The sequence below is a fragment of the Candidatus Nitrospira bockiana genome (assembly GCF_965152565.1).
Map to the genome: position 1 here is coordinate 1,601,808 of NZ_OZ224215.1, position 19,138 is coordinate 1,620,945.

The 19,138-nt window shown below is 61.7% G+C and carries 22 protein-coding genes; 11 read left to right on the forward strand and 11 right to left on the reverse strand.

Annotation, left to right across the window (positions count from 1 at the left end):
• Window positions 1–16: 16 nt before the first annotated feature.
• The 3 genes from ACWHYV_RS07975 to ACWHYV_RS07985 are packed head-to-tail and all read right to left on the reverse strand — an operon-like array spanning window position 17 to window position 1,716.
• Window positions 17–592: a class I SAM-dependent methyltransferase gene (locus tag ACWHYV_RS07975; protein WP_447980116.1), complete on the reverse strand. Its 576-nt coding sequence runs from the start codon at window positions 590–592 to the stop codon at window positions 17–19.
• A 47-nt stretch (window positions 593–639) separates the two neighbouring features.
• On the reverse strand, window positions 640–1,062 hold the full coding sequence (locus ACWHYV_RS07980; protein WP_447980117.1) for a VOC family protein: 423 nt from the start codon (window positions 1,060–1,062) through the stop codon (window positions 640–642).
• Between the two features lie 33 nt (window positions 1,063–1,095).
• A complete protein-coding gene (locus ACWHYV_RS07985) occupies window positions 1,096–1,716 on the reverse strand; it encodes a class I SAM-dependent methyltransferase (RefSeq protein WP_447980118.1) in 621 nt (206 codons plus the stop codon).
• A gap of 83 nt (window positions 1,717–1,799) precedes the next feature.
• Here ACWHYV_RS07985 and ACWHYV_RS07990 point away from each other — a divergent pair, with 83 nt between their 5' ends.
• Both ACWHYV_RS07990 and ACWHYV_RS07995 read left to right on the forward strand, forming a co-directional pair.
• Window positions 1,800–2,018, forward strand: a complete 219-nt coding sequence (locus ACWHYV_RS07990) for an addiction module protein (protein WP_447980119.1) — start codon at window positions 1,800–1,802, stop codon at window positions 2,016–2,018.
• Entirely contained in the window at window positions 2,015–2,326 is a 312-nt protein-coding gene (locus ACWHYV_RS07995) for a type II toxin-antitoxin system RelE/ParE family toxin (protein ID WP_447980120.1), read from the forward strand. The genes ACWHYV_RS07990 and ACWHYV_RS07995 overlap by 4 nt, the downstream gene beginning before the upstream one ends.
• Before the next feature lie 29 nt (window positions 2,327–2,355).
• Here the strand turns inward: ACWHYV_RS07995 and ACWHYV_RS08000 are convergent, their stop codons facing one another.
• The 4 genes from ACWHYV_RS08000 to ACWHYV_RS08015 all read right to left on the reverse strand — a co-directional run bounded on the left by ACWHYV_RS08000 (window position 2,356) and on the right by ACWHYV_RS08015 (window position 4,766).
• Window positions 2,356–3,615, reverse strand: a complete 1,260-nt coding sequence (locus tag ACWHYV_RS08000; protein WP_447980121.1) for an RNA polymerase sigma factor — start codon at window positions 3,613–3,615, stop codon at window positions 2,356–2,358.
• Window positions 3,616–3,689: 74 nt separating this feature from the next.
• A complete protein-coding gene (locus ACWHYV_RS08005; protein WP_447980122.1) occupies window positions 3,690–3,902 on the reverse strand; it encodes a type II toxin-antitoxin system HicA family toxin in 213 nt (70 codons plus the stop codon).
• Window positions 3,899–4,120: a type II toxin-antitoxin system HicB family antitoxin gene (locus ACWHYV_RS08010; RefSeq protein WP_447980123.1), complete on the reverse strand. Its 222-nt coding sequence runs from the start codon at window positions 4,118–4,120 to the stop codon at window positions 3,899–3,901. The genes ACWHYV_RS08005 and ACWHYV_RS08010 overlap by 4 nt, the downstream gene beginning before the upstream one ends.
• A gap of 250 nt (window positions 4,121–4,370) precedes the next feature.
• A complete protein-coding gene (locus tag ACWHYV_RS08015; RefSeq protein WP_447980124.1) occupies window positions 4,371–4,766 on the reverse strand; it encodes a tetratricopeptide repeat protein in 396 nt (131 codons plus the stop codon).
• Window positions 4,767–5,005: 239 nt separating this feature from the next.
• Here ACWHYV_RS08015 and ACWHYV_RS08020 point away from each other — a divergent pair, with 239 nt between their 5' ends.
• Entirely contained in the window at window positions 5,006–5,695 is a 690-nt protein-coding gene (locus ACWHYV_RS08020) for a M23 family metallopeptidase (protein ID WP_447980125.1), read from the forward strand.
• 51 nt (window positions 5,696–5,746) lie between these two features.
• On the opposite strand, the gene ACWHYV_RS08025 is transcribed toward ACWHYV_RS08020, so the two are convergent.
• Complete coding sequence (locus ACWHYV_RS08025; protein WP_447980126.1) at window positions 5,747–6,604, reverse strand: GNAT family N-acetyltransferase; 858 nt, start codon at window positions 6,602–6,604, stop codon at window positions 5,747–5,749.
• Between the two features lie 354 nt (window positions 6,605–6,958).
• On the opposite strand from ACWHYV_RS08025, the gene ACWHYV_RS08030 reads away from it, so the two are divergent.
• From ACWHYV_RS08030 to ACWHYV_RS08055, 6 genes are all read left to right on the forward strand, one after another.
• Window positions 6,959–7,186 (forward strand): hypothetical protein, encoded by a 228-nt coding sequence (locus ACWHYV_RS08030; protein WP_447980127.1) that lies wholly within the window; start codon window positions 6,959–6,961, stop codon window positions 7,184–7,186.
• A complete protein-coding gene (locus tag ACWHYV_RS08035; RefSeq protein ID WP_447980128.1) occupies window positions 7,186–8,349 on the forward strand; it encodes an ammonium transporter in 1,164 nt (387 codons plus the stop codon). Before ACWHYV_RS08030 ends, ACWHYV_RS08035 begins: the two co-directional genes overlap by 1 nt.
• A gap of 188 nt (window positions 8,350–8,537) precedes the next feature.
• Window positions 8,538–8,984, forward strand: a complete 447-nt coding sequence (locus ACWHYV_RS08040; RefSeq protein WP_447980129.1) for a QcrA and Rieske domain-containing protein — start codon at window positions 8,538–8,540, stop codon at window positions 8,982–8,984.
• Window positions 8,985–9,132: 148 nt separating this feature from the next.
• Window positions 9,133–10,161, forward strand: a complete 1,029-nt coding sequence (locus ACWHYV_RS08045) for a cytochrome b (RefSeq protein ID WP_447980130.1) — start codon at window positions 9,133–9,135, stop codon at window positions 10,159–10,161.
• A gap of 109 nt (window positions 10,162–10,270) precedes the next feature.
• Window positions 10,271–11,686 carry a multiheme c-type cytochrome gene (locus ACWHYV_RS08050; RefSeq protein WP_447980131.1) on the forward strand — a complete coding sequence of 472 codons (1,416 nt, stop codon included), beginning with the start codon at window positions 10,271–10,273 and terminating at the stop codon, window positions 11,684–11,686.
• A gap of 257 nt (window positions 11,687–11,943) precedes the next feature.
• Window positions 11,944–12,726, forward strand: coding sequence for a class I SAM-dependent methyltransferase (locus ACWHYV_RS08055; RefSeq protein ID WP_447980132.1), 783 nt, complete (start codon window positions 11,944–11,946; stop codon window positions 12,724–12,726).
• Between the two features lie 163 nt (window positions 12,727–12,889).
• On the opposite strand, the gene ACWHYV_RS08060 is transcribed toward ACWHYV_RS08055, so the two are convergent.
• A complete protein-coding gene (locus ACWHYV_RS08060; RefSeq protein WP_447980133.1) occupies window positions 12,890–13,543 on the reverse strand; it encodes a hypothetical protein in 654 nt (217 codons plus the stop codon).
• A 406-nt stretch (window positions 13,544–13,949) separates the two neighbouring features.
• Entirely contained in the window at window positions 13,950–14,729 is a 780-nt protein-coding gene (locus ACWHYV_RS08065) for a PAS domain-containing protein (RefSeq protein ID WP_447980134.1), read from the reverse strand.
• A gap of 408 nt (window positions 14,730–15,137) precedes the next feature.
• On the opposite strand from ACWHYV_RS08065, the gene ACWHYV_RS08070 reads away from it, so the two are divergent.
• The gene (locus ACWHYV_RS08070; protein ID WP_447980135.1) at window positions 15,138–15,806 is read left to right on the forward strand and encodes an alpha/beta hydrolase; all 669 of its coding nucleotides are present in this window, start codon (window positions 15,138–15,140) and stop codon (window positions 15,804–15,806) included.
• A 463-nt stretch (window positions 15,807–16,269) separates the two neighbouring features.
• Entirely contained in the window at window positions 16,270–17,223 is a 954-nt protein-coding gene (locus ACWHYV_RS08075; protein WP_447980136.1) for a hypothetical protein, read from the forward strand.
• A gap of 393 nt (window positions 17,224–17,616) precedes the next feature.
• On the opposite strand, the gene ACWHYV_RS08080 is transcribed toward ACWHYV_RS08075, so the two are convergent.
• Window positions 17,617–19,038: a PAS domain S-box protein gene (locus ACWHYV_RS08080; RefSeq protein ID WP_447980137.1), complete on the reverse strand. Its 1,422-nt coding sequence runs from the start codon at window positions 19,036–19,038 to the stop codon at window positions 17,617–17,619.
• Between the last annotated feature and the right edge of the window lie 100 nt (window positions 19,039–19,138).

Below are 19,138 nucleotides of genomic sequence, written 5' to 3' on the forward strand. Positions count from 1 at the left end.
GACGGTTCTGCTTCGGTCATGGCTTCACCGCGACAACACAGAAATCTTCGTTCACATCCTTCACGTGTACACCGGCGAACCCCGCCTCGGCGAGCAGTTCAAGCAACCCCTCTTTCCGTTGTCCGGAATAGGGGGTGAATCCGAGCACGAGCTTGCCTCCGGGTTTCAGGACACGCCGGATCTCTCGGAGCCCTGCTCCGGCATCCGGCCAGATCTGCATGGAATTGATCGCCAAGGCCTTGTCGAACCTCGCATCCTTGAACGGCACGCTCTCCGCGACGCCTTGCTTGAGCACGACCCGCCCGGTTCTGATGCCCTCGGCGTTTCGAGCCGTTGCCTGATCGACCATCTCTGTAGATGGATCGATCCCGGCGACCAAGCCCGATGAGGCGGAACGAGCGAGCAGCTCGATGCCGACACCAGGCCCGAAGCCAACCTCGAGCACGCTGTCATTCGGCTGAGCGTCGAGCAGCTCGATCGCTCGCTCGGCGATCCGCCGGTTGGTGCGGGCCATGATCATGCCGCCCAACCTTCCCAACATGCCGCGGGGACGACCGAATGCGCGCATCAGGATGCTCTTCGCGAAATTCATCAGCTACTGATCGTCCTTCTGTAGTCTCGAGCCTTCGTTCATGCCTGTCAGTCCTCGACTTCCCACTCAGGATTCCACGCGATCTCCCAAAGGTGTCCGTCCAGGTCCTGAAAATAGCCGGAGTAGCCTCCCCAGAAGCGCTCGTGCGGCGGGTCCGTGACCCGTGCACCGGCTCGCGCCACTTGCGCCATGATCTCATCGACTTCCTGTTTCGAGTTGACGAGGTGACCGATGGAGAAGTCTGCGGGATTTGATGGACCCACGGCGACCTTCGCATCCTTGCCCAAGGCAGCTTTCGGATAGAGCGCCAGGATCAGGTCGTCCTTCATCTTGAAAAAGACCACCGCGCCGTTCTCAAACTCCGTCCCGACAATCCCCTCCGTCGGCAATCCGAGCCCATCGCGGTAAAAGGCGAGCGCCTTCTCCAAATCGTTCACACCCAATGTGAGCACGTTGATGCGTGGCTTCATTGGACTTCCCTTTCTAGCCACCGAATGACAAGACTAGCCCTTTTGGCCGGCGATCGATATCTGAACCGCTTTGCGACAAAGGACTGCGACGTGCCCTCTGGATGATGGATCATCGACTTCTGACAGAAGGATCTCGAAGCCGGCCTCACGGAGCAGCGCTGCGCTGACGTCGGGTGCATGACCGCTGTAGAAGAAATCCACCTCGAACATCGGAGCGATGAACTCATCCTCGCGGCCGCCTACCGATAGAAGGACTGGCGCGCCCGGCCTTACCCACTCGTGCATCTGGTGAAACAATGTTCCATGCTGCGCTCTCGGGACATGAAAGATTGAGTCCCAGGCAACGATTCCGTCATAACGGTGAGAAAGGTCGATGGCCGATAGATCTCCCGCGATCAAGTCCGCCTCGGGGCAATTCATGCGGGCCAGGCGGAGCATCTCGCGAGATGAATCAACGCCGGTGACCCGGTGTCCGCGGTCGAGGAGGTATCGGGCAATGGGTGTGCCTGTCCCACACCCGAGATCGAGAAGATGTGCTCCAGGTTCGACGAGGTCGAGAAAGCGGTCGACATATGGTTTCTCGCGGAACCCGGATAGACCGCGCTCGCGCGACCACTTCTCGGCGATCAGATCATAGGGTGCGCGCGCTCGCATGCGGTCTCTGATGGTCCATGACACATCGCCGCGAACGAGACAGGAGGATTTGAATCAATGAGCATCTACTGTATACTAGCCACATGCCGTTCAACCTGCCTCTCAGAGATATGACACTCCAGGAAAAGCTTGCGGCCATGGAGTTGCTTTGGGAGGATCTTGCGCGCACCCCGGAAGCCGTCGAGTCTCCTGCCTGGCACAAAGACGTCCTCGATGATCGTGAGCAGCAACTGGCCGACGGGCAATCTCGCTTCACCGATTGGGAGACAGCCAAAGCCAATATCCGTAAGAAGCTCTCGTGAAAATCGAGATCCTCGATCAAGCCCAGGAGGACTTGATCAAGGGTTTTCGGTTTTACGAGGACTGCGAATCCGGCCTCGGCTCCTATTTCGTCGACTGTCTCTTCTCCGATATTGATTCCCTTCTATCGTTCGCAGGAATTCATCAGGTGATGTACGGCTATCATCGGTGCCTCTCCAAACGATTTCCGTTTGCCATCTACTACAGAGTAGAAGGAGAATTGGTTCGTGTGTTTGCTGTACTGGACTGCCGTCGAAAACCATCCTGGATCAGAACACGACTCAAAGAAGGCGGTCAGCCAAACCCCTAGTCTGGTTACCCGTAGAGCCGATCGCCGCTTCAGTCCAATTCGCGCAACCGCCGCTCCAGAAATCGCCGTTCCGGCTCCTGCTGCGTGAGCCTGAGCGCCCGTTCATAAGAGGCTCGGGCTTCCACGGTGTGTCCCAGGCGCCGGCAGAGGTCCGCCCGGGCCGCGTGTGCCAGGTGGTAGTTCGTGAGCTCGCCACGGGCGAGGATGGCGTCGATGAGGGCCAGGCCCGCGGCTGGTCCGTCCCGCATGGCCACCGCGGCCGCGCGATTCAGCTCGACGACCGGCGAAGGATTGGCCTGAAGCAGCACGTCGTAGAGTGCGACGATCTGTGCCCAGTCCGTGGCCGCGGCCGTGGGCGCCTGGGCGTGCACGGCTGCGATCGCCGCCTGCAGGATATATGGGCCCACCTGGCGGGATGACAGCGCGCGTTCCACGAGGGAAAGCCCCTCCTTGATTTGATCGCGGTTCCACAACGAGCGGTCTTGGTCCTCGAGGAGGATCAGATCGCCCGTCGGCGACATCCGCGCCGCGCGTCGCGAATCGTGGAGCAGCATCAGCGCCAAGAGTCCGATCGCTTCGGGCTCCGGGAGCAACTGGGCGAGCAAGCGTCCCAGGCGGATCGCCTCACCGCAGAGATCGTGCCGCGTGACCGAGCCGCCGGATGAGGCGGAGTAGCCCTCGTTGAACACGAGGTAGACGACGCGCAGCACCGCGTCGAGCCGGCCCGGCAAGTCCCGCTCGGAGGGCACGACATAGGGGATGCGCGCGTCTCGGATCTTCGCCTTGGCGCGTACGATCCGCTGAGCGACGGTGGCCGGCTTGGTGAGGAAGGCGCGGGCGATCTCCTCCGTGGTCAGCCCGCAGACTTCGCGCAGCGTCATCGCGACTTGCGCCTCCGGCGGCAAGGCGGGGTGGCAACAGGTGAAGATCAGCCGCAGGCGATCGTCCTCGACGCTCTCCTCGTCCCATTCCTCGGCGTCAGGATCGGTGCTGGTCGTCGTGTCCAGTTGCTTGGCCAGCTCCTCCATCGACGCGTCGAATCGAGCGCGCCGGCGCATTCCGTCGATCGCCTTGAATCGGCCGGTCGAGACGAGCCAGGCCCGCGGGTTGGTCGGCACGCCGTCCCGTCCCCATTGCTCCACCGCCGCCGCAAACGCCTCGTGCAACGCCTCCTCGGCGGCATCGAAATCGCCGAGCAAGCGGATGAGCGTGGCGAGCACTTGGCGCGACTCGGAGCGATAGACGGCATCCACCACCTCGCGGATCTGTTTGGTCGTGCCGTCGTTCACTGTCCGCAGGCCTTGAGGAGGGCTGAGAGATTAGCGTGCGAGAGAGGGCGAAATGGCTTAAGACCCTCGTGCCTTCATAGGTCGTCCGGTGTGAGTCCCGTGAGCTTTGCGAGACGGGCAAGCATCTTTGGCCCGATCTCGTCGCGCTCGTGAAAGGCGAACACCACATCGGGCCAATCTGTACGGGCCAGCACGCGATGCGATCCTGTGGTTCGTTTGATGTGCCAATCGATGCGGAGCAGCGCGGACAGGACCCGAGAGGCCTGGGTCGAAGGCCAGCGGCTCATGCCGCGATAAACGAGACGTTCAAGAATTCATCAGGGAGAGCCTCACCATGTTCCAGGCGATCGGCCATGACCCGAAGCGCCAGAGCTTGCACTGCGACTAGTGCTTGTGTGCGAGTGGCACCATACGCCACCACACCCGGCAGCGCCGGCACTTCGCCGATCCAGCGCCCGTCGTCTTCCTGCTCAAGCTCGATCGTGAATTGATTAGGCTTTGACATCTTGTGTGTGGGTCCGCTTCTTCATCTTGTCGGCAGGAAGCGGTGTCTCACCACAGTGCTTGGCAACGCGGTGTTTCGAAGGCACGCTCATCTTATAACCCATCCCTTCACACCTGTCGAGACGGGAAGGGGATTGCCGCCGAGATTGCCGTGCGGAAGCGAAAGCGGCGGGACATGCCTGACGAGTGCCGCTCCTCTCCTGTTCGGGCGGTGCGCTCGCCGCGTGCAAACGGTCTAGGCGGTCGTGCCCTTACATGCTGACGTGCTTCTTGAGAATCTCCGACTCCTTGATCGTGGGATCGTTCGGCGCGAGCTCCAGCGCTTTCTTGAACGAGGCGGTCGCCTCGTCATGTTTTCCCATCTTGTCGTACGTCAGCGCCATGTTGTAATGCACGACCGCCGAATTCGCGTCGGCTTTCACGGCCTTCTGGAAATGCTCCATCGCCACGTCCCAGTGCCCCTGCTGGTAATGCCCCACCCCTTCGTCGTTGGCCGCCCGAGCAGCCGATGCGGCCGGGGCGAAGAGCGGAGCATCGGCGGCCGTTCCGGCTTTTCTTGTGCTGTCGCCGGTCTGGCTCGTATCACACCCGAGCACGCTGCTGATGGAGAAGAGGACGACGCCGAACAACACGGTGCTCCGTTTCATGGCCGCCTCCTTGGTGAGAAGTCTCGATGCACGATGCTCCAGTCTAATACAGGGACGGAGGCGAGGGCTATGAGATCCGGTGGGGCTGGCTGCCTCATCCGGACCGTCGGTTACCATGCGGAGAACGTAGGATCGGGCGTAATCCCAGGGCCGTCGACTATTTCGACAAGCGAGATAGAGCAATCGTACGAGTTCCGCGCTCTGATACAATCGGTGCCCCGCGAGAATAGGCACGTCGCATGACAGCACCGCTGACCGTCCAGCTTCCTGTCAGAGGCGAATGGCGGGTGATGCAGCCGCCCGGTCATCCGGAATCGGCCTTCGACCTCCTGGCGGTGAAAGGGGAGCAGCGGGACTACGTCTCGACCGGTTATCTCCGATGGATGTTCGGCATGCAGCCCGTGGAAGAATGGTACGGCTGGGGACAACCGATTTATGCCCCCTTCGAGGGCGTGGTCGTCCAAGCGCACGACGCCGTCCCCGATCGGACGCCCGTCAACCTCATCAAGGATCTGGCCTTCACCATCCTGCCGATCTCGCTCTTCGCCCCGCGAGGCGTCAATGCCGACCTGTCGCGCTTCGCCGGCAATTATGTCGTGCTCCAAGCGGGATCCGTCTACGCCCTGCTCGCTCATTGCCGGCTGCACTCGCTGAACGTGCGTCCGGGGCAAACGGTGAGGGCAGGGGAGCCGCTGGGCCAGGTAGGCAATTCCGGGAATTCACTCGTGCCGCACCTGCATGTTCAGCTCAATGATGGCCCCAACCTGTTCACGGCGGGCTCGGTTCCGTTTCGCGTCAGTCGGTTCGAGCGATGGACCGGGCAGGGATGGAGGTCGGTGAGAGACGAAGCCATCGCCGGCGGCGACGTCGTGAGAATGGACGGCGAACGCTCGGGGAATCCATGCGACACCCACCGAGCGCGTCACTGATGATCCACTCGGATACCGTCCGGTTGGAGACGCGGTCATGAAGAATGCGGGCTAGTACAAGACAGAAGGGAGAAAAGCCCCGGCCGGCTTCTGGTACAGACCACGGCTCATGAGCGTCATGGGTTGAACGATCCGAAGCCCCTGCGCCAGGCACCACCGGAGCAACTCCGCATTCCGCGTCGGCAGCAAGAACCCCGGACCGGTGAACTCCGGCGCCGCACCGATCAGCGCCTTCAGGTCGTCATTCGTCTGCCCGACCGCGTGGGCAAAGAAGCCGATGGCCGTCGCATAGGCCGTCACACGCCCGCCACGTTCCACCAGTCGTGCCGTGCCTCGATCGATGGCATCGGTCACTTCACGGCTGCGAGCATGGCCGTGGATGCTCGCGCAGAGGCGATTGCAGGCCTCGAGATCCTCGATCGTCGCGGGCCGCACCCGGTAGCCGGGTATCTCCAGTTCGAGCGGGGGGCCCTGCAGCACCGTCAGCGGTTCGCGCGCATCGAAACCGAGCTTGGTGTACATGGAAAGCGAACGATTATGGTAGGCGGCTTGGACGAGCCTCACGCCGATGAACCCCCGTGCATGAGCCCGATCCAAAACCCGCTCCATCAATCGCCGTCCGATGGAGCCGTTCTGCACAGCAGGGTGGACGGTAATGGGTCCCACGCCCGCAATGGGATCGCCTTCCCAGAGGAAGTTGCTGCCGATCACGCGACCGTCACGCTCGGCGATCACGGAGTAGACGTCCTTGTGCGAGAGGACCATGGTCAGTAAGCCGACCGCCGCGTCGGGTGAGGGAAAGTCCGGGGGAAAGTTGTGCTGTTCCGCGATCGTCTTGAAGGCGTCGTAGCATACGGTGCCACAGGCGGTCGCGTCCGCGATCGAGCCCGATCGAAATGTGGCTTCCATAGATCCGTCCTCCCTGCCTAGGTCATCGCATCCCACAGGGGCCGGGTAGAGGACGACCTCGATGGGTCAACTCCTCGCACCTGCTCGGTGCCGCCCCTCGCCTGGCTGCCCATTCTCGCTATTGCCTGTCTTGTATGCAAGCACCTCGAACGCGATCAGCCCCGGAAGGGCAGCTCTCTCACTTCTCTAAAACGCTCCACACCTCCTTTTTGTAGGGTCCCAGACAAAATTGTCGCATTGGCGATCCCCCACGCTGGAAATGGCGTCAGTTTTCCCAGAAAACCTCATCACTCCCGATGGCATAGACGTTGCTGACCGTACCACTCCATGTCGCCTTCTATCATGGAGGTCATCATGAGCAGGGCGTTCAGGCACCGAGATGAGCGGACGTCGGTCGACGAGGAGCTGTTGTCCGTGCTGAGAGGCGTGGGGCCGCAGAGCATCGAGCAGGTCTGTGCGATGACCGGCATGGATTGGCCGAGGGTCTTTCTAGCCGTCGATCGGCTGAGTCGATGCGGCACGATTGCGCTCCACAGGAGTGGCCGAGGTCAGTATCACATTTCCCTCCCCAGGGCCGCGTGATGTCGCCGAGCGATCACACGGCCTGGCTGCTGATCTCCACGACCCTCCTCATGCTGACCCTCCCCGGCGTAGCCCTGTTCTACGGGGGCATGGTCAGGAAGAAGAACGTGGTCAACACCATGGGGCTGCCGCTCCTGGCGCTCGCGCTGGTGTCGATCGGATGGGTGATGGTTGATGGGGTGGCCGTCACCGGTGAACCGTCGGCGGCTGGGACTGTCCGGTCCGCCGACCGGCCGCTCGAACAGTTCTCTGACGTCATTGCGGGCGCACTGGCCCTGGCCCTGGTTGCGGGCGCCCTCGTCGAGCGGATGCGCGTCTCGTTTTTCTTGCTGTTCGGGTCCCTGTGGGTGACCGTCGTGTACGCACCCGTGGCCCACTGGGTATGGGGAGGGGGATGGCTGGAGAATCTCGGCGTCCTCGATTTCGCCGGTGGGGCGGTCATTCATCTGACCGCCGGCGTCACCGCGCTGGTCGGCGTGCTCCTGATCGGCCCGCGAAGGGGGTTCGGACGCACCGAAATGATGCCCAACTCCTTGCCGCTGTCGGTGTGCGGCGCCGGGTTCCTGTGGGTGGGCTGGTTCGGGTTCTCGGCCGGCGCCCGGGTCACGTCCATGGCGGCCTCCACGATCGCCGTCGTCGCCATTCAGGCCTCGGCATGCGCGGCCGCGCTGAGCTGGACGGTCGCCGAGTGGCTGCAACGCGACAAACCGACGGCGCTGGGGACGGTGAGCGGCGCCGTCGCCGGTCTTGTGGCGATCGCGCCCGCCGCGGGCTACGTCGGCCCGCTGTCGGCCCTCGTCATCGGGATCGGCGCGGGCGGCGCCTGCTATATGGCCGTCAACTTCGTCAAACCGATTCTCGGCTACGACGATTCCTTGGACGTGTTCGGGATGCACGCGGTCGGAGGCACGTGGGGCATGGTCGCCACCGGGTTGTTCGCGTCGACCGGCGTCAATCCGGACGGCAGCGACGGCCTGTTCTTCGGCTATCCCTATCAGTTCTTCGCGCAGTGCGTTGCGGTTCTGGCGGTGTGGAGCTTTGCCGCCGGGGCGACGTTCGTGATCGTGAAGGGGCTCCAGCTCGTGCTGCCGGCGCGGGTCGACGCGGACGCCGAGCTGCTCGGCCTCGACCTGAGCCAGCATGGGGAGAAGGGATATTCTTAAGCAGTGAAAAGTGCTGAGTGCTGAGTCCTGAGTGTGAGACCGTGAAGCGGATATTGAGTTAGGCGAATTGAATTACGGAGTAATGAGGAATGAATAGGGAACCAAGAGTGGGAGAAACTTTCTCTACGTTGCATGCTGGGCTCTTCTTCAGCACTCAGGACTCAGCACTCAGCACTAACGGGGCAGTTATGGCCATCATCCACGATGACAGTAGTCGCAGGCGGTTCCTGAGCCAGGCGGTGATGGGGTTCGGCCTGCTGTTCGGCATGGGGACATTGGGGGTTCGGTTTCTCCAGTTCCTGATTCCCAGCCCGAAGCCCCGGCAGGCGGCGCCCGTCCTGATCGGGACGGAATCGACGATGCCGCTCGGAGAGGCGGTGGCCATGGACCTCGGCGGTCAGAAGATCATGGTGCTGCGGACGGACGATGGCGTCGCGGCCTTCTCGCGACGGTGCACGGACCTGGGCTGCCTGGTCTCATGGAGCAAGGAGCGTGAACAGTTCGTCTGCCCGTGCCATCAAGGCGTGTTCGACAAGACGGGGCGGAACGTGGCCGGTCCACCCCCGCGGCCGCTCGATCGTTTCCAGGTGGTGAAGCGGGGTGAGCAGCTCTACGTGAACATAGAAAGCACTTAGAAGATGTTGGGTCCGTTCAGTCGGTTTGGTCCGTTAGGTCCGTCGGAAGCGGATCAGTTCCTAGCTCTGAACGGACTTAAACAGACTCAACGGACCTAACGGACTCAACCGACCTAACAGACCCACCGAACAACACAAGAATTCAATCGTGGCCACGGAAGCCAAAGCAGAAGCACTTGAACAGGGGCCGGAGAAGAAGACCCTGATCGACTACATCCAGAAGGATCTCCCGGAGCATCTCGACTGGTGGCCGTACACGCTCGGAGCGATTCCGCTCACCTTGTTCGGCGTGTTGATCACGACGGGGCTGCTGCTGACCTTTTACTACGTGCCGTCCGCCGAGAAGGCCTATGAGAGCGTGGACCAGATCACGCATGAAGTGTACCTCGGCTGGTTCGTGCGCGGCGTTCACAAGTTTTCCGTGGACCTGATGATCCTGTTCCTGCTGTTTCACGTGATCCGGGTGTTCCTCACGCGTGCGTACCGGGAGTCGGGAGAACTGAAATGGGTGTCGGGCTCGCTCGTGCTCTTCGTCACGTTCGCGATGGGCTTCACGGGCTATTCCCTAGTCTACGACAACGTGTCCTACTGGGGCATGACGGTCGTGACCAGCATGCTCGGGAGTTTGCCGATCGTCGGCGCTCCGCTCTTGTATCTCCTGCGCGGCGGCGAGGAGGTCTCCGGCGGGACGCTGTTGCGGCTGTACGACCTGCACACGAAGCTGCTTCCGGTCTTGCTGGCGGGGCTGGTCCTGGGACACGTCGTGATCGTCCGGCTCCTGGGTTTCGCCACCGTCAAAGGCAGCCGCGGCTTTCATCCCTTCTATCCCGAACACACCCTGATCATGGGGGCGATTGCCGTCGGCCTGCTGGTCCTGATCGTGGACCTCGTCATGATCTTTCCCCCAGTGCTCGGTCCCCCGGCGAATCCCCAAGAAGTCGCGGCGGACGTCTCACCGCCCTGGTATTTTTCGCCGGCCTACATGTGGATCACGCTGCTGCCCGGACCGGTGGCGCTCTCGAGCCTGCTCGGGTTGGCCGGGCTCTTCGTCGTCTACCCGTTCGTCGATCGCGTCCTCGCCGAGCGCGGGTGGCCCATGCCGGTCGTGAATGCCGCGGTGGCGGCGCTGGTCGTGCTCGTGTTCGTGGTGCTGATGGTGCTGGATACGAGGATGTGAAGGAAGGTGTTGGGTCCGTTTAGTCGGTTGGGTCTGTTAGGTCCGTTAACGGACGAAACGGAATGAACCGACCCAACGGACTCAACGCGCATGGTGGCAAGGAGGAGCCGTGGCGGATTCATTCGAGGAAGAACGCGCGGAGGCGGCAGGGGCGCCGAACGGCAAGCTCAACTTCACCCGCTACATGATCGGCGGGCTGTGCCTGGTCCTGTTCCTGGCGCTGACGGGCGTCGGGTATGTGCAGGTCGAGGAGCGGCGAGGCGGCGGACTGCGGCCGTTCATCTCGGCCGAGAACAAGAAGTGCATCGACTGCCATCTGGCAAAAGACGTCTCGGTCGGGGGCATCAACGATTGGAAGGCCAGCGCGCATGCGCCGAAAGGGATTGGGTGCGTGGAGTGCCATCGCGCCGAGAAAGGGGACGCCGACGCCTATCCGCACGAGGGCGCGTTGATCTCGACGCTCGTCACGCCGAAGGACTGCATGCGGTGTCACGACAAGGAGGCGTCGGAGTTCGCGCGATCCCATCATGCCAAGGCGGCGCAGTTCGTCGGGTCCCTCGACAATTTTCTCGGCAACGTCGTCGAAGGGCCCGAGGTCGGCACGACGGGCTGCGCGGGCTGCCATGGCAGCGTCGTCAAGGTGATGGAGAACGGGAAGCTGCATCCGTCCACCTGGCCCAACTCCGGCATCGGCCGCGTGAACCCGGACGGGTCGAAGGGGACCTGCTCGGCCTGCCATGCCCGGCACGGGTTCTCCATTGCGCAAGCCCGGCAGCCCGAGAGCTGCGGGCGATGCCACATGGGGCCCGATCATCCACAGATCGAGGCCTATTACGAAAGCAAGCACGGAATGCTGTTCACCGCGAACAAGGACAAGATGAAGCTCGGCAAACCATCCGAGCAGTGGCATCCCGGGAAGGATTATCTCTTCCCCACCTGCGCCACGTGCCACATGAGCGCGACGGGCACGCAGGAGACGACCCATGACGTCGGGGATCGGATCAGTTGGACCCTTCGGCCGGTCGTCTCGACCAGGCTCGAGAACCACGAGGCGCGGCGAGCCGCCATGAAGCAGGTGTGTTCATCCTGTCACAGCGGGGAAATCGTCGAACGGTTCTTCACGCAGATGGACAGCGGCATCACCCTGTACAACGAGAAGTTCGGCAAGCCGGCCAATACGGCGATGAACCGCCTGAAAGAGCTCGGGAAGGTGACGCCGACCCCGTTCGACGAAGAGATCGAATGGGTGTTCTACGAGCTGTGGCACCACGAAGGACGCCGCGCGCGGCATGGCCTGTCGAAAATCGCACCCGATTATGTCCACTGGCAGGGGTTCTACGAAGTGGCGAAGCATTTCTACACGAAGTTCCTGCCGAAGGTCAGGGAGCTGTCGCCCGACGTCGCCAAGGAGATGCTGCGGCAGGAGAGCCACAAATGGGTCGAGAACGGGATGAGCAAAGACGAGATCGCCCAGATGCTGGAGTTCTACGATAAGGAAATGCAGGGCAAGCGGGGAGGGTCGTGAGGGGGTGATAGTTATTCGTTATTCGAGATTCGTTATTCGGGGGATAGAAACAGATCTATTGGCGAAACCTCCTGAGTACCGATTAACGAAGAACGAGTAACAAATAACGATCAACGAGCCTCCACGAACACTGCTGGACGCGGCAAAAGGCTCGCCTTTTCATCAAGACCCGCTTTACACTCCCCCATCCTACTGACACCCGGCCGCTCCGCACATGGTGGTCCAAGAAGCGGCGCCTCATCAACTCAACGCTCGACATGAAGGACGAGAGCCTCTCGCCTGGAACGCAGACTTGGACGGCCGCCTCTTATCATGCCCACGCTCGATTCGTCTCCGATCTGGGTAGCCCGCTCCTCGACCTCTTGAACATTCGACCCGGGGAGCGCGTGCTCGATCTGGGCTGTGGTGACGGCGCCCTCACGGAGAAGCTCGTTGCAGCCGGCGCGCACGTCGTGGGTATCGATACCGCATCAGACCTCTTGACCGCTGCGGCAGCGCGAGGGTTGGACGTCCGCCTCATGAGTGGGGAGCAGTTGGCGTTCGTCCAGGAATTCGACGCCGTGTTCTCGAATGCGGCGTTACACTGGATGCAGAACGTCGACGCCGTGCTTGACGGCGTCCGGCGCGCGCTCAAGTCGGGCGGTCGCTTTGTAGGTGAATTCGGGGGCCATGGTAACGTCGCCTCGGTTGTCGTCGCCTTGAGGGCGGTGCTCTCCCGCCGGGGCCTTGACCCGGCGCGAGCCAAACCGTGGTATTTCCCTACCCGTGACGAATACTTCCAGAAGCTGGAGGCCGCGGGGTTCTCGGTGGAGCACCTGGAGCTGTTCCCGCGGCCGACGCCACTGCCAACAGACCTTCATGGCTGGCTCGAAGTCTTTGCCCCGAGCGTGTTGGGGCAGCTAGTGCCCCATGACCAGCTTGCGGCGCGTGAAGAAGTCGTCGATCTTCTCAAGCCGGCTCTCTGTGACAGTCAGGGACGCTGGACCATCGATTATGTTCGGCTTCGCTTCTCGGCACGACTCAAGTCCCACGATCGTTGAGTGAGACACGGTCGAGGCAAGACGAACAGGCGGTAGCCGGATGCCCGGAGACGGTTCTTCAGCAACTCTAACTGTTACCAAAGAAAGACCTCGAATAACAGAAAGGGGACTGCCGTTGGCAGTCCCCTTTCATCCCGACGTCACGCTTCTTGAAACAGATCACTCACACGGCATTGGCTCGATGGTATGAGTGCCAGAGCACCAAAGCGATCATTGGGACAACGAACAAGAGGAGAGTTCCGGGAATAGGAACGGCTCCTGTGACAGAGGTCAGGCCGGCCTGCTTGCCGCTCGAATCGACGTAGAGCGCCTTGATGCTCCACTCGTTCTGCGGGAGTAGGGCACCGCTCACAATGGTGGTGCGGAATTTGAACGAGTAGTCGGCGGCGTTGGGAACAGGAACGCCGCCGAGGTTCGTCGATTGAGCGCAGATGAAGCCGCTGTTGCCACCCGTTCCGCAGCCATTGGCGTTCAATCCACTGATCCCAGCGCTGGGAAATGAGGAAGGCGCCGACTGAAGCAATGGTGTGCCGACGATGTGATTGTCTTGCGCGACCGTCTTGATTGCGACCGCATCGAGCCCGGACCCTGGTCCATTGTAACCGGCCGTATTCACCGAGAGGAGAAAGTCATAAGTGTGCGTGGTGGTGGTTGAACCGACGAGTTGGCTGACTAACGTATAGACCGATCCAAAACAGTTGCCACTACCACAATCGGGACCAAAGGACACTGCGAATGCGGTCTTCGCAGAGCCAAGGAACAGAGTGGCCATCACGATGACGCTGAAAACGAGTGACCTGATTATCCGCTGTCGCATAGGACACCATCCTTTCTGAGGGCGTTGACGGTGAATGCCAAAAGAGAAGCCAGCCTCGAGCTGAGACCGGTTTACCTCTCAGGCGTGGAGAGGTGTTGCTTCTTAGCCGTTACGCTGTGAGGGAACGTTGTGCAGAGATCAGAGATCTGAAGAGCGGTGGGGGTGGAGCAGGTAGAGCTTCGCCCCGTGAGCCACACTAAGAGAAGGTACCGGCTTTATTCAAGAGAAGGTACCGGCTTTATTCTGCCACATGCTGTGGATCGCAGGAGTCGGCATCACTCTCTCTCTGGCGTAGGTGGTCCCCTTACATGAGAGAGGGGAGGTGGTGAGCCGCAGGGTCTTGGTGATCAGGCTCGGCTTCGCTTCTCGGCACGGCTGAGCGGACCCAGGGTGACGTCGCACCGTCCTAGCCTGCCTTCCCTCCGTTTAATTCGTTCGCTGCCCGGCGCTGGACCTCCTTCTCGAGCTCTATCAAACGGAGCTCGCGCCCGACGGCGACGTCATGGAAGGTCTCGAGCTCTTCGACCTTTTCTTGTAGCGCCCTCGTTCTCTCGTCCACCATCTTTTCCAGCGTCCGCTGGAGTTGCCTGGCCGCCTGCTCGGCCTGCTTGCGGTCGCTGATGTCCTGGAGCAGCCAGCGGATCGCCACGACCTTATCGTCTTTGCCCCTGCTGACGCTGCAGCGGGCGGAAACCGGGATTTGCTGGTCCTGCCTCACGGTAAATTCCGTATGCCAGACGAGCGGGTAGCCCGATGTGGAGGTTTCTGGTGGCTGTTGTGTGATCTTGGAGATGAAGGAGCGGAGGCCCTGGCGGGCTTCTCGTGGGGCGAACACCGCGAGCGGCTTCCCGATCACCCGTGCGGGATCACACTGCAGGAGCTCGCAGAAGGGACGGTTGGCTTCGGTGACGACGCCGAACGCGTCGGTGACGCAATACGCGTCCGGGGCGAACTCGAACAGTTCCAGATAACGGCGTTTCTCGGCTTCCGCGCGTTCGAGGGCCTCGCCCAATGCGGCATTCTGTTCCTGCAGCGTCTCTTCTGCGATCTTGAGCTCTTCGAGTGCGTTCTGGAGCTCGATGAGCACTTCCGGTGAGCGCTGCTCGGCAATGGTCGCCGTCAGCTGATCCACGAAGGCCGCCAACGCGTCAATGGTGAAGCACGTTCGCCGATGGACGTCGCTCATTCGCTCGACCTCACGGTCACATGATACAAAACAATGGCTTCCCTTGTGAGTCGGAGTAAGAGCAGCATCAGTGACGAAATCATCCTACGAATCGTCTCGCTCAGCGAGCGGGATGGATCACCAGATGTAAGCGGACATCATCGAGCCACACGGCGCTCGGCTCTTGGGTGGCCTTGGTCGCAGCGCCGCCTACCCGTACCAGCGCACGCGACTCGGCGGTCCGAGGATCGGCAAGCGAGCACCTTTGGCGAGATGCGGTGATCGGGAGCCTCTCGGGATGGTAGGGAGAATGAGCCGGTCGGGGGCGAAGTTCATGATGCCAGGACATCGCGAGCGAGCCGCCGAGGATATGCCAACGGCCGGCCGGCCGATGCCGCGGCTGTGCGCTGTCTGCTTACAATTGCGTGGATGGGACATCGGGAAATCACCTTGCCGAGTGCGCGCGGGCCGGTCGCGTGCCGGTGGTACGCGGCGCCGGGCAGCCGTGCGGCCGTCATTTGGGTGGGTGGTGTCGGAGGAGGGTGGGATACACCGGCCAAGCAACTGTACCCTCGGCTCGCCGAGAGGCTGCAAGCCGACGGGATCGCATCACTCCGGATTCGATTTCGAAACCCCACCGACTTGGAAGAGGCCGTTCATGACGTCTCGACAGGCCTGACCTTTCTGGAAAAAGACGGAGCCGAGCGGCTCGGCTTCGTCGGCCATTCCTTCGGGGGAGCGGTCGTGATCGAAGCGGCGACGACCACGCCTCTTGCCCGCGCAGTGGTCACGCTGGCGACACAGAGCTATGGAGCCGATCGCGTGAACGAGCTCAATCGGCACTGTGCGCTCCTTCTGATCCATGGGATGCGGGACAGCGTCCTTGCTTCAGCCAGCTCTCAGTACGTCCATCAGTTGGCCCATGAACCGAAGCGTCTCCAGATCTATGGCGCAGCAAGCCACGGGCTCGATGAGGCGGCCGAAGACATCGAGCGGCTGGTGCACGAATGGCTCAGCACACACCTCCGGAATGGCGGCAGGGCGAGGCCGGTACATCGGCGGATCAACACGAGGATCAAACGGGCGAGACAGGCCTGAAGGAGTGAACGATGGCGCAGCCAGGCAAGAAGGGACAAGGCAAGAAGGTCAAGGCAAGGCGACCAGGCGGTGGCGAGGTGCCCGGAGAGCGAGCCCCTCAGCAAAAAAAGTCGGCAGCGAGAACCCCTCGCAGTAGAGGAGCGACCGCTCCGTCACGGTCTCCCCGGTCCCAGGGATCGCGATAACGGGTTCGCGGGGCTCCAACCATGTGGCGCCCCGCCGGCCCGGTCTCATCTCGCTGTTGTTCTTGTTGCTTCACCCGGGCATTTCTGCTAGGGTCGACTCTCCATCGCGTAAGACCTCCTGAGCTCGGGGCAGCCGTCCCTTGGACATCATGGACTCTTACGCGATTTTTTTATTCCCACCCCATCGCGTGCCCACTGAGCCGATCGAGAAGATCTCTTTCTTGGCATCAGCCCCGCACGGTTGTGGATCGTCCCGTTCAACATAAAGAGGTGAATCGTTGATTCAAGAATCGTGGTCCAAAGTTCGAGGATTCTTTCGTGACTCGGCAGGAACTTTCTATCACATTCTCGTCGTCGCGCTCAGCGCAGGCATTGCACTGTTACTGCCGGCCGGCGCGAGGCAGTTCTTATCGGTGTGGTCACGAGTCGAGCATGATAAGTTCTCACTCATCGCCGTGGAGCTGACCGTCGCCATTCTGCTGATCGTCAGCCTGAACTACATCCACCGCGGCATCCGGGACCGTCGCCTGTCCCGAGTGGCGATCGGAGCCGGGCTGGTCTCTTTTTTCCCTCGTCGCGCGCGTGAAGCTCAGCGGCACATCAAACAACTGAAGGAGGAACACGGTACTGGACGCACCATCATGGTCATAGGGTCGAGCGGCTCCAGCACCTTTGTCGATCAAGTGGGGAGCCTCTCCTCGGTCCTCGACAAATGCGTCGGTGCGAAGATTCTCCTCGTGAACCCCTACGGCCAAGAGGCGAGTGCGCGCATCCTGGCCATCGGCCACCCCGAATACACACTGGCCGCCTTCCGGGATGAAGTCCGGCAAAGCATCGGGCTGCTCAAGCGGTTGAAGGCCATGGGGAAGGCCGTCCAACTCAAGCTGTACTCCGACCCGCCGCTGATCAAGATGGTGATCCTCGGCGATTACCTCTGGCTGCAGCATTACCATGCCGACCTCGACGTGCAGACCATGCCGGAGTACGTGTTTCGGCACAACCGCAAGCTCCACGGTCTCTATACGCTTTATTCCCACTACTTCGTACAGCGATGGCAGAGTGCCGAGATTCCCGAATATGATCTCGAGACCGACGAGCTGGTCTATCGAAGCAGAACCGGCAACGAGATTCGCCGGGAACCGTTCGGGATCGAGAGTGCGCCTGAAGAAGCCGGCGCATCGGGCGAGCGGCTCGAACTCACCGACGTCGCTGATCTCACCGCTCGTCGGTGAACCACCGCTGTGTGAATGGAGTTGTCGCGGGCGGCAGGGTCGGCAATTCGGGCAACTCACGCGTGCCACGTGCACGTTCCGCTAGGAGCGGAGCGTGTTCATGGCCAAAGCGGCTCCGTTGCCCGCGCATTCTTTCGAGCGATGAACGGGATCGGGCTGGAAGCCAGCGAGAGAAGAAGCCATGGCGGCGGGGGATCTCATCACTGAGTGAGGGGAGTGACCGGGCAGCATGCGGGTGACGTCCGCGATGCCAATTTGCTAGTTGCGAGACCCGGGCCTGTCTTTTCCTTCTGTCATAATCCAACGTGCAGCTCCGAGCGTGCCAGCGGCGAGGCCAGAACCCAGTCGCATTCAGTACTGATGTCGTGATGCATGACCTGACCCTGAATCTGCTCACGAGCGCTCTCGTTGCTGAGAACGGGTCCTCTCCGCGCGCAATTTCTGTACTTCCTTCTCCATTTGAATCAACTTGAGCTCCCGGCCCACGACCAGGTCATGGAACATTTCCAACTCGTGGACCTTGTCCTGGAGAGTGGAGCGCGAGGCTTCGAGGTCCGCCACGGTCTTGCGCAGTGCGGTCTCACCATCGTGCAACAACTGTTCGGCTCGTTTGCGGGCGTCGATATCCTGAATGATCGCCACGAGCTTCTCCGGTGGGGCATCGCGCCGGAGAAGCGCAGCCATCGCCACGTTGACCCAGGTCTCCGAACCGTCCCTGCGGATATACCGGGTTTCGGCCACATAGTCGCGGTTGTCCCCACCCACGAGCCCCTTCATGAGCGCACAGTGTTTCGGCCGGTCGTCGGGGTGCGTCAGATCCGCGCACGTCAGCTCATGCAGTTCGTTCGGACCATAGCCGAGCAGATCACACAACTTGTCGTTGGTCTCGAGAAACCGGCCCTTGGCGTCGACGAGAGCGATCCCGACGGCAGCTTGATCGAACATGGCCCGGAGGCGTTGTTCGCTTTCGCGTAACATGATCTCCACCTGCTTGCGCTCGGTGATATCCGTGTCGGTTCCGACCATCCGAAGCGGCTTGCCCTCCGCATCCCGCTCCACGACCTTCCCTCGATCAAGATTCCATCGATACTCGCCGGTTTTCATCCGAAGCCGGTTCTCGCACTGATACATGGGCGTGTGGCCCTCCCAGTGAGCCTGCAGCGCTGCCCGCAGCCTAAGCATGTCGTCGGGGTGAACGATGTCTTCCCAGAAGCTGATATGCGGCGGCACGTCGTCGGCGGAATACCCCAAGGATTCGATCCAGCGGCGGCTGAAGAAGACCTCGCCGGTCCGGATGTTCCAGTCCCACAATCCCTCGACCGTCGCATCGAGGGCATGGGCGAGCCGCCGCTCACTCTTGTCCAACGACTGTTTGTGCTGGGTCAGCTCGGCCATGTGTCGCTCGAGTGACCGCCCATGTTCCGTCAACAGTCGAGCCTGCTGCTCGGCGCGCCGCTGCGCCTGCTTCATGGCTTCACAGGTGACGGCAATCAAGCCCCCCATCGCCATAAAGATGGCCAGGGCGGTCAGTGCATGGGGATCCAGTGTATGGACCGGCGGCAAGTAAAAAAAATAGATGGCGGCGATGGCACTCCCGATTACGGCGAACACCGCGGGGCCTGCACCTCCGGCCCATCCCGCCACCGTGATCGCGAAAAAGTACGTGATGAAAGGCACGGTGTCGCCTAACAAGGGATTGAACAGGAGTCGAAGCCCCGTTGCTCCGATGACGGCCAAGGCTGCCGCCCCGTACTGGAGCGGGAGGGACTGCGGCATCCGGCCCAGGATCCTGTCGATCAGCGCTCCAGCGGGCATATGCGCCTCTCTTTGGGGTGGGGGCGAGGCAAGCGGCAAGAAAGGAGAACCCAGTATGGACCAAGACGCCGCCCATTTCAACGCCGGCTCGGAAGAGGGT